The sequence below is a fragment of the Brevundimonas sp. CURTG3B2_SDJG genome (assembly GCF_057364705.1).
In genome coordinates, this window is sequence record NZ_JBNFOJ010000242.1 from 1 (window position 1) to 4,112 (window position 4,112).

The window sequence follows — 4,112 nt, forward strand, 5'->3', positions numbered from 1 at the left end:
CGAAGGCAGCCCTGGCGCGGCCGCCATGGCCGCGCCGTCGCCGCCCGAGCCAAATCAGGTCGATGGCCGCCAAACCACCCCAGCGGCGGAGACGGATCAGCCGGGCAGCTTCCTTCATCCCCTGCCGATTCGCTTCGGCCCGCGCCTTGGCGCCGCCGGAAACGTGACGGTTCAGGTCGATGTCGACGGTGATCATCGCCCGCGTGCGCTCGACCAGCACCGGACGATCCGAGGCGTCGTCTCCCTGCTCGGCGTCCTCGACCGCCTCCCAGCCGGCCTCGATCGCGGCCCGCCCCGTCACCGGCGTCACGCCCGGCGCTAAGACCTGAAGGGTCTCGGCCACCGTGGGTCCCGGAGCCAGCAGCCTCGCCTCCCCCTCGGCCGGCCCGATCCACCGCGCCGCGGGCGCCTTGCCCGTCCGGGCCTCGGCGACGATCTCGATCTCGACCTTCTCGCCGACCCTGGCCATCAGGCCGGGCTTGAAAGGCAGGAAGACAGGGCCCGACTCCAGTTCCACGAAGCTGCCGCCCAGACCGGGCCAGACTTCGGCCACACGGCCGACCGAGCGCGCACCCAACCGCAACTCGGGCCGATCGCCCTCGGTGTCCATCAGGATGTGTTCGTAGAGGCCGTCGCGCCGCACGACGCCGCGGATTTCGCCGGGCGTGTCGTCCAGGAAGACCTCGATCTGGCTCACGCCGGCCGCCAGCCCGCGCCAGCCAGCAGGTTGACGCTTTCAGGCAGCGGCAGGCCCATCACCGCGGGATAACTGCCCACGAGCCGGGTCACGAAGGCCCCGGCCCGACCCTGGATGCCATAACCTCCGGCCTTGCCCTTCCATTCGCCCGACGCGACGTAGGCGTCGATCTCGGCGTCCGAAAGCACCTTGAACGTCACGCGGGTCTCGACGACGCGCTGGGTCAGCCGCCCGTTCGTGACCACCGCCACCCCGGTGTAGACCCGGTGCCCGCGGCCCGAGAGGAGTTTCAGAAAGCGAACCGCCTCGGCCTCGTCCGCGGCCTTCTCCAGGAAGCGCCGACCCACCGAGACGACGGTGTCGGCGGCCAGCACGACGGCGTCGGGCGCACGGGCGGCGACCACCTGGGCCTTGGACGAGGCCAGCCGGGCGGCGAGGCGCGGCGGCGTCTCGCCCTTCAGCGGCGTCTCGTCGATGTCGGCGGGGTCGATGCGGTCGGGCGTGATCCCGACCAGCGCCAGCAATTCCACGCGGCGCGGGCTGGACGAGGCCAGCACCAGTTCAGGACGGCTCATTCGAGCCCGTCCTTACTTGAAGCGGTAGGTGATGCGGCCCTTGGTCAGGTCGTAGGGCGTCATCTCGACCAGGACCTTGTCGCCGGCCAGCACGCGGATGCGGTTCTTGCGCATCTTGCCCGCGGTGTGGGCGATGATCTCGTGGTCGTTCTCGAGCGTCACGCGGAACGTCGCGTTCGGCAGCAGTTCGCTGACGACGCCGGGAAACTCGAGCAGTTCTTCCTTAGCCATGCGGCCTCTCACGCCCGATGGATACGAGTCGAGAACGTGCGCCGGGCGGAGCGCGCGTCGAAGGTGCGGGCATATGCCCGAAAACGCGCCGTTAGTCGAGGGAGGCGCGAGCGGCGTGCCGTCAGCGCCGATACAGCGCCGTGACCAGGGTGAACAGACGCCGTGCGGTCTCGTGGTCGATGGCGATCTTGCCGTCCAGCCGGGCCTTCAGCAGTTCGGCCCCTTCGTTGTGCAGGCCGCGCCGCCCCATGTCGACCGCCTCGATCTTGGCCGGCGAGGTTCCGCGCAACGCCTCGTAGTAGCTATCGCAGATCTCGATGTAGTCCTTGATCACCTTGTTCAGCGGCGACATCGACAGGCCATGGGCCTTTGAAAAGTCCGGCCCGGCGACGTCGAACACCAGGCGCCCGTCCTGGGACGACATTTTCAGCGCGTAGGGACCTCCGCCCGCGCCCGATGGCTCGAAGACGTTCTTCTCGATGAGGTCGAAGATCGCCACGCGCCGTTCGTGTTCGATCTCGGCTGTCGCCGCCGGCAGGGTCGCCGCGTCCAGCTCGATCGACGCCAGCCTGTGCTCGCTCACGCCGCGGATCCCTCGGCCGTCTCTTCCAGATGGGTCGGCGCGATCCGCGCCGGCCAGCGCTCGGACAGGTCGGTCAGCACCGCGTCCAGGCACTCAACATCGATGCGTAGGTCCCCGCCGCCGGCGAACATCATGATCACGCGACCGCCCGGGGCCTCACCTGGCTCGAAGTCCATCGCCAGCAGCTCCAGAGGGGTCTCGGGCCCGCGCGGCAGCCTCCGGCTCTTCACCGCGCTGACGTCGCCGAATTGCATGGCCGCCATCACTCGCGTGCCGCCGCATTCCCAACAGAACCGCGACAGGGCCAGGGTCACCCGGCGCGCCGAGCGTTCCCAGACGATGTCGACCGGTCGCAAGATGGCGTCCTGCAGCGCGACGGAGATGATGTGCAGGTCGTCGGCGTCCTCGGCCAGCAGGCGCAGGGGCTCGACCGGCGCCTTGGCCGCCGCCGTCCCGTCCACGCCCTTGGCCTCAATGCTCATGCGCGTCGCCCTTGATGCGTCTGATCTCGGCGCCGCAGGCGCCCAGCTTCTCTTCCAAACGCTCGAAACCGCGATCCAGATGATACACGCGACCGACCGTCGTCTCACCCTGGGCGACCAGGCCGGCGATGACCAAGCTGACCGAGGCCCTGAGATCGGTGGCCATCACCTGGGCTCCATGCAGGGTCTCGACCCCCTTCACCACCGCCTCGCCGGCGTGGACGTGGATGTCGGCGCCCAGGCGCGCCAACTCGGGCGCGTGCATGAAGCGGTTCTCGAAGATGTTCTCGTGGATGACGCTGTCGCCCTCGGCCGTGGTCATCAGCGCCATGAACTGGGCCTGCAGATCGGTCGCGAACCCGGGGTAGACCTCGGTCGCGACGTTCACCGCCTTCAGGCGCTGCTTCGGGTCGCGCTTGACGATCACCCCGTCCGCCGTCGGCGTCACCTCGACCCCGGCCTCGACCATCTTCTCGCTCAGGGCGGACATCAGCTCGGGCCGGGCTCGCGTCAGCCGCACCTCGCCGCCCGCCATGGCCGCCGCCACGGCATAGGAGCCCATCTCGATCCTGTCGGCGATCACCGGCCAGGTGGCCCCGCTCAGCGAGCCGACGCCCGTGATGGTCAACACATCGGTGTCCACGCCCTCGATCCGGGCCCCCATCGCGCTCAGGCAGCGGGCCAGGTCGCCGATCTCGGGCTCGCGCGCGGCCTTGCGGAGCACCGTCGTGCCATCCGCCAGCACGGCGGCCAGCAGGGCGTGCTCGGTGGCGCCCACCGACACGAAGGGGAATTCGATCTCGGCGCCCTTGAGCCCCTTCGGCGCCCGGGCGGTCACGTAGCCCTCGTCCAGCTCGATCTCGGCCCCCAGAGCCTGCAGCGCCTGCAGATGCAGGTCCACCGGCCGCGCGCCGATCGTGCAGCCGCCGGGCAGCGACACCTTGGCCTCGCCGGTTCGCGCCAGCAGCGGACCCAGCACGTTGAAGCTGGCCCGCATCTGGCGAACCAGGTCATAGGGCGCGAAGGTTGAGCGGATCTGTCGCCCGTCGAACAGCGTCTCCTGGCCGTCGACCCCGTCGCGCTCGGTCACCTCGACGCCCAGTTCGCGCAACAGCCGGCCCAGGAATTTGGTGTCCGCCAAGCGCGGCATGTTGGTCAGCAGAAGCGGCTGATCGGTCAGGATCGAGGCGGCCATCAGCTTGAGGGCGGAATTCTTGGCGCCGCTCACGGGAATCGTCCCGTTCAGCGTGGCGCCGCCGGTGATGGCGATGCTGTCCATGTCGTCTCTTGCGGCCCGCCCCGTACGGCGAAATGCCTGGAGCGAGGGGATCGGTTATCTAGCGCGGACGCCAGGGTCCGCGAAAGGCCGCGCGTTCGGCGCGCCCGATGACTTTCAGTTGCTTTGTCTTGCTGACCGGGCCGCGGTCTTCCGGCGCTTCAGGTTATCCCGCAGCGCCTGGGCCAGCCGCAGGGCCTTCTCGGACTTGGCCTTGGGCGGCGTCCCGGCGGGCGCGGCGGCGACCTCAGCGCCGGCGCGACCTTGG

General features: G+C 69.7%; 6 protein-coding genes. All 6 read right to left on the bottom strand.

The features are described 5' to 3' along the window. On the bottom strand, positions 1-697 hold a 697-nt coding region (locus tag AC2W7C_RS14140), incomplete at its 3' end, for a ribonuclease E/G (protein WP_486002007.1). Continuing rightward, the gene (locus AC2W7C_RS14145; protein ID WP_486002008.1) at positions 694-1,272 is read right to left on the bottom strand and encodes a Maf family protein; all 579 of its coding nucleotides are present in this window, start codon (positions 1,270-1,272) and stop codon (positions 694-696) included. The genes AC2W7C_RS14140 and AC2W7C_RS14145, both read right to left, overlap by 4 nt. A gap of 12 nt (positions 1,273-1,284) precedes the next feature. Continuing rightward, a complete protein-coding gene (gene infA, locus AC2W7C_RS14150; RefSeq protein ID WP_003164348.1) occupies positions 1,285-1,503 on the bottom strand; it encodes a translation initiation factor IF-1 in 219 nt (72 codons plus the stop codon). Positions 1,504-1,624: 121 nt separating this feature from the next. Continuing rightward, positions 1,625-2,086 carry a UPF0262 family protein gene (locus AC2W7C_RS14155; protein ID WP_486002009.1) on the bottom strand — a complete coding sequence of 154 codons (462 nt, stop codon included), beginning with the start codon at positions 2,084-2,086 and terminating at the stop codon, positions 1,625-1,627. Beyond that, on the bottom strand, positions 2,083-2,568 hold the full coding sequence (locus tag AC2W7C_RS14160; RefSeq protein ID WP_486002010.1) for a DUF2948 family protein: 486 nt from the start codon (positions 2,566-2,568) through the stop codon (positions 2,083-2,085). Before AC2W7C_RS14160 ends, AC2W7C_RS14155 begins: the two co-directional genes overlap by 4 nt. After that, complete coding sequence (murA, locus tag AC2W7C_RS14165; RefSeq protein WP_486002011.1) at positions 2,558-3,847, bottom strand: UDP-N-acetylglucosamine 1-carboxyvinyltransferase; 1,290 nt, start codon at positions 3,845-3,847, stop codon at positions 2,558-2,560. The genes AC2W7C_RS14160 and murA overlap by 11 nt, the downstream gene beginning before the upstream one ends. Between the last annotated feature and the right edge of the window lie 265 nt (positions 3,848-4,112).